The following is a 5,429-nucleotide window of genomic DNA, read 5'->3' on the forward strand; positions in this document are numbered from 1 at the left end:
CCTGTTCACGAAGGAGTTTTATCGGCATGCATTCCGCGTTCTGGACGAGGGTGGTACCCTCTGTGTTACTTCGTCATATTTAAAGCCGACGAATGTTGCAGTCCACAAGAGAATTCTGGATACCATCCGTTCGGTTTTCCCGATCGCTCGTTCGCTGTATTCTTATGTCGGCGCGTACGATGTTCCCTGGTCATATATCCTGGCTTCTAAGAAGAACGATCCGCTGGATATGGATGCCGCCACGGTCGACAGGATTCTGGCTGATCGCATTGGGGACACTAGCGCACTGAAGTTCTACGACGGCGTGACGCATGAGCGCATCTTCCGCATGCCCAAGGACATACGGAGCATGCTCTCGACACCCGGCGAGCCTCTCGAAGACGGCAAGTCGTTCGGTATCGTTCCAAAGGGTATCTAGAGTTACAGGGTTACGACGCATGTTTCAGCCCGCCCCCACAGGGGCGGGTTTTTTGCTAGCGAGATTTGTGCAAGATTTGCTATGATATAAGAAAAGGAGCGTGCACGATGATACGAGTATTCACGTCGGCCAGGATACTTGATACAGGACGGGGAACTGATGACGCGACGCGCGTCGTGGATATCCTTGTGGACGGAATGAAGATCAGCCACATCGCTGACCACGTGGATCGGCCCATGGGTGCCAGCGTCATTGACGCGTCAAGGTACCTGGTTACTCCTGGGTTTGTCAACGCCCACGGGCACCTTGCCATGACCCTTCTGCGCGGGCTTGCCGACGAAGTGTCGCTTGACGTGTGGCTGCATGACTACATGTTTCCACGCGAAGCTCTGATGAATGGTGACGACATCTACTATGGTAGCTTGCTTGCGCTTGCCGAAGGCATCATGTCCGGGACGACGACGTTCGCCGAGATGTATTTCTTGGAAGACGATGTGGCTCGAGCTGTGGACGAGGCAGGCGTACGAGCCAATCTCTCGACGGGTACCGCCTCCCTCGACAACGAGCGGGGCAAGCTGGAGAAGTCTGAAGAGTTCGTCGTGCGCTGGAACAACAAGGCCGACGGTCGCATCAGGACTAGTTTCGGCCCTCACGCTCCCTATACGGCGAGCCCGGAGTTCATTCGGGAGAACTTCGAACGTGCCCGCGATCTTGGCGTCATCGTGCAGTTTCACCTTCACGAGACAGCCAAGGAGATCGAGGAGTTCACTGCAGCGTATGGGGCGTCTCCCATCTCGTACTACGCTGACCAGGGATACTTCAAGAATCCACCGCGGCTTCTGGCTGCCCACTGTGTCCACATGACCGCCCATGACACAGAGATCCTGCGTGATGCGGGGGCAAGCATTGTCCTGAATGCCCAGAGCAACCTCAAGCTCGGGTCCGGCATCGCTGACTACAGGCTCCTGCTGGGCAGCGGAGTGAACCTTTGTGTTGGAACGGACGGAGCGGCCAGCAATGACAACCTCGATATGCTGGAGGAATTGCGGGTGCTGGGTTTACTCATGAAAGGTTCGACCATGGACGCCTCGGGTATCAGCAACGCCAGTCTCCTTGCGATGGCGACCACCAACGGAGGTCGAGCTCTTGGGTTTGATGACGTGGGAACACTGAGCGAGGGGGCTGCAGCTGATCTGGTCTTCTGGGATCTCGAGGATGAATCGTTCTGTCCAAGGAACAACGTGGTCTCCCATCTCCTCTGGTCGGCAAACAGTCGGGCTGTCGACTCGGTCATGGTTGCCGGCTCCTGGGTCATGGAGCACAGGCAGTTGCTGGGCATTGATATCGACAAGGTGCGATTTGAGGTGGCACGGAGGGCGCGTCGCCTGGCGAGTGGATGAGCAAAGACCTGGACGAGGATCTCCTGGTGGTTGCCGGAACACTCTTGAACCTCCTGGCTCAGCACGGCTGGTCCCTTGGTACGGCTGAGTCGCTCACCGGGGGGATGGTCGGAGAAGCCATCACTGCTGTGCCGGGAGCGTCGGTGTCATATATGGGCGGCGTGATCAGCTACACGGACCGGGAGAAGACAGCACTGTTGGGAGTACCGGCCGAGTTGCTGGAGAAGTGTGGCGCTATCAGCGTCGAGGTGGCAGAAGCTATGGCTCAGGGCTGCAGGGAGAGGTTGAACGTGCAGGTAGGGCTTGCGACGACAGGAGTAGCCGGACCGACATCGGACGGCAGAGGTACGCCTGTCGGGACCGTGTTCGTAGCCTGTGCGACACCACGAGCGTGCACAGTGGAGCGACTACTGCTGGACGGGGACCGACTCCACATCCGCGTCGAATCGACACGTGCAGCCCTGCGGCTGGCCATCCGACTCGTAACGGCAACCCTGCCAGGGGCGGAGGAGATGACATGAAACCAGCGAGGCTCAGTCGTGTGGAGGAGAGCGGGGCCGTCAAGTGCCTTGCCTGCGCTCATGGGTGTGTGGTTACTGAAAGCAGAACAGGATTGTGTGGTGTACGTCGCACGGTGAAGGGAGAACTGCAATCTATGGTCTATGGTCTCCCGGCCTCGGTTGCCCTTGATCCCATTGAGAAGAAGCCGCTGTATCACTTCCTTCCCGGATCGACCGCGCTTTCATTGGGCACATTCGGGTGCAATTTCACCTGCGCTTTCTGCCAGAACTACGAACTCTCGCAGGCGCGAGGGATCGACGACGAGTTGTCCCGTCTGCCTTTCCTGGACCCGGAAGCCGTTGTGCAACTGGCGCTGCGGCAGGGAGCGTCATCGATCGCCTGCACATACAATGAGCCCGCAGTGTGGGCGGAGTATGCCCTGGACATCGCCGTACAGGCAAGAGAGACCGGGTTGCGAACGGTGTTCGTGTCCAATGGCTTCTACTCCCGTGAGCTCCTGGATGAAGCGCTGCCCCTGATCGATGCCTACAATATCGACCTGAAGTCGTTCTCCGACGACTTCTACCGACGCGTGTGCGGCGGACGTCTCCAGCCTGTCCTCGATGCCATACGAGCGATCCATGAGGCAGGAGCCTGGGAGGAGATCACGTCGTTGATTATCCCCGGACTCAACGACTCTGAGCATGAACTGAGGGCCATGGCGCATTTCGTTGCGTCAATCGACCCTGCGATACCGTGGCACGTCTCGCGGTTCTTCCCCATGTATCACATGCAGGATACGCCGATCACGCCGACTGCTTCAATCGAGAGAGCGGTGCAGGTCGGGCATGAGGAAGGGCTGCTCCATGTTTATTCGGGGAACCTTTCGGCCCACGATGCAGCAAGTGATACGGTGTGTCCACAGTGTGGGGCAACAGTCGTGGAACGGCAGGGCTATACGGTGACAGCCAGGACGGGCTTGACCTGTCCGAGCTGTGGAACTCACATCAAGGGGGTGGACCGATGATACGAAAGGCCGTTGTTGCCGGGCAGTTCTACCCGGCGCAGGCTCATGAACTGCGCAGCGACGTCGAGGGATACATCGAGGGCGCACGTATCCCAGCCGACGTTGCCGGCGCCGTATGCAGGGGGTTGATCGTTCCTCATGCCGGGTACGTGTACTCGGGTCCAGTGGCGGGAGGGGGCTACGCCTGTCTCGCGAGCCTGGACAAATCTGTGCACACGACCGTGGTCATCCTCGCCCCGAGTCATCACGTGTGGTTCAAGGGTGCGGCACTCCCGGAAGCAGATATGTTCCAGACACCACTGGGAGACATCAACGTGTCGGATGCAGCGAAGCTCCTGACGAAGGGCTCCTCGGTCTTCACGTCCGGTGAGGCCCATGCAATGGAGCACGCGGTCGAGGTGCAGCTGCCATTCCTGCAGGTATCTCTCAAGGATTTTGACATCATTCCATTGGTGCTGGGAGAAGTGGACACAGAGAGCCTGGCTCAGGAGCTCCTGGCACTGAATCTTCCTCACATGCTCGTCGTCGCCTCCAGTGACCTCAGTCACTATGATCCATATGATATGGCAGTGGAACATGACCACACCACGATTGGGCACATATTGGAGGGAGAGGGCGGCAAGCTGGGTGGCGACGATGCCTGTGGGTTTATGCCGATCAGGACGATCCTCGCCATGGCACACGTATGTGGCTGGAAGTCCCGTCTCGTCGACTACAGGAATTCTGGTGACACTGCAGGGGACAAGTCTGCGGTTGTCGGATATGCTTCGATTGGTTTCTGGGAGGACAGGAATGGGCATGAATGAACATGAGCGCCTTCAGTTGCTTGTGCTGGCACGTGAATCGATTCGCATGCGGCTGCTGGATGCACACGAACTGACACCGACGCGCGAGGAATTCCCTGATGATAAATTCTGGCAGGATCAGGGAGTGTTCGTTACGCTGACCGAGCACGGAGAGCTTCGAGGCTGCATCGGGACGATCATGCCCGTGTCTCCTCTGGTTCAGGCGGTTGCGTCCAATGCGTTGTCGGCGGCTTTCAGCGATCCACGGTTCGAACCGGTCGAGGAGACCGAATTTGCAGATCTGCACATCGAGGTCTCTCTGCTTTCTGTTCCGGCCGAACTCGCGTTCTCCTCGCTGGCGGACCTTCAATCGAAGCTTGCAGCAACACGTCCCGGCGTCATTCTTCGGCGTGGCGTCTATCAAGCCACATTCCTGCCTCAGGTCTGGGAGGAGTTACCCAACGTCCACGGATTCCTTGAAGCTCTCTGCCACAAGGCTGGGCTCCACACGGAGAGCCTCTCTCAGCCGGGTCTGAGCGTCTTCACTTACACCGTCGAGGCGTTTTCCGAGGACTGCGAGTAGACTGGCCACCGACGGACGAGTTCTCTGTTCTCCCTCCGCCATTGCATGGAGAACACGGGGGAGTGTCTCGTCGGGTGGTCCAGTGGCTCAATCGCTTTCCAGACGGCAACGCGGTACTCTTTCTCGAGCTCGAAGCACTCTCGCGCAGCTTGCTTCCGGTACTCCGGTGCGGCATCTGTCATTATCTCCTCGAAGCGCTGCTCGAGCGGGGCTCGCAGTTTCTCGATGGCCTCATGCTTCTCGGCATAGTTGTTCTGCAGGTTTCGTGAGATGTGCTCGTTCTCGAGCCAGTAGTTGAGCGCTTTTTCCTGCTGGTCCTCACCGAACATCCCGGTGCCTTCGGCATCCAGCGTAATCGGCTTGAACAGAGCGATGCACGGCGCCGATGTGCCAGTGACCCATGCAACGGGCCCTGACTTGTCGAGGTCTGCCACCATGCTGCCGACAGTCTGATCACCTACGAGACCGCCAAAATGCATGCACACCGAACCAACACTGCCTGCTGAGAGAGCATAGTCCGGGTCGTCATGCCGACGCAGCGCTGCTTTCATCGTTGCTGCAGTGGCTGGCGCCCCTGAACCGAGAGCGCTGAGACTGCTGGCACGACGCGCGCCTGCTCTGGAGAACTTGGTGAACAGAGGGTCCGAGAACGAGGCTGCAAAATCCATCCTGTCCTTGCCACGTCGCAGGTGCTTCTGCTCGGCGAAGGCCTCGG

The 5,429-nt window shown here is 58.6% G+C and carries 6 protein-coding genes and 1 pseudogene; 6 read left to right on the forward strand and 1 reads right to left on the reverse strand.

What is annotated here, in order from left to right; genetic code table 11:
* From SMC5_RS10520 to amrA, 6 genes and pseudogenes are all read left to right on the forward strand, one after another.
* Nucleotides 1-418 (forward strand): annotated as a pseudogene (locus tag SMC5_RS10520) (spermidine synthase); the annotation flags it as partial.
* A 107-nt stretch (nt 419-525) separates the two neighbouring features.
* Nucleotides 526-1,818, forward strand: coding sequence for an amidohydrolase (locus SMC5_RS00170; RefSeq protein WP_119119110.1), 1,293 nt, complete (start codon nt 526-528; stop codon nt 1,816-1,818).
* A complete protein-coding gene (locus tag SMC5_RS00175; protein WP_207798891.1) occupies nt 1,815-2,339 on the forward strand; it encodes a CinA family protein in 525 nt (174 codons plus the stop codon). The genes SMC5_RS00170 and SMC5_RS00175 overlap by 4 nt, the downstream gene beginning before the upstream one ends.
* Nucleotides 2,336-3,346 carry an AmmeMemoRadiSam system radical SAM enzyme gene (amrS, locus tag SMC5_RS00180; RefSeq protein WP_119119111.1) on the forward strand — a complete coding sequence of 337 codons (1,011 nt, stop codon included), beginning with the start codon at nt 2,336-2,338 and terminating at the stop codon, nt 3,344-3,346. The genes SMC5_RS00175 and amrS overlap by 4 nt, the downstream gene beginning before the upstream one ends.
* Complete coding sequence (gene amrB / locus SMC5_RS00185; RefSeq protein WP_119119112.1) at nt 3,343-4,152, forward strand: AmmeMemoRadiSam system protein B; 810 nt, start codon at nt 3,343-3,345, stop codon at nt 4,150-4,152. Before amrS ends, amrB begins: the two co-directional genes overlap by 4 nt.
* Complete coding sequence (amrA, locus tag SMC5_RS00190) at nt 4,139-4,714, forward strand: AmmeMemoRadiSam system protein A (protein WP_165848179.1); 576 nt, start codon at nt 4,139-4,141, stop codon at nt 4,712-4,714. The genes amrB and amrA overlap by 14 nt, the downstream gene beginning before the upstream one ends.
* Here amrA and SMC5_RS00195 read toward each other — a convergent pair.
* The coding region (locus tag SMC5_RS00195; RefSeq protein WP_165848884.1) for a hypothetical protein at nt 4,678-5,429 on the reverse strand (752 nt) is incomplete at its 5' end. The genes amrA and SMC5_RS00195 overlap by 37 nt on opposite strands.

The organism is Candidatus Cryosericum odellii (genome assembly GCF_003570935.1).
In the GTDB taxonomy this organism is placed as follows: Bacteria; Caldisericota; Caldisericia; order Cryosericales; family Cryosericaceae; genus Cryosericum; species Cryosericum odellii.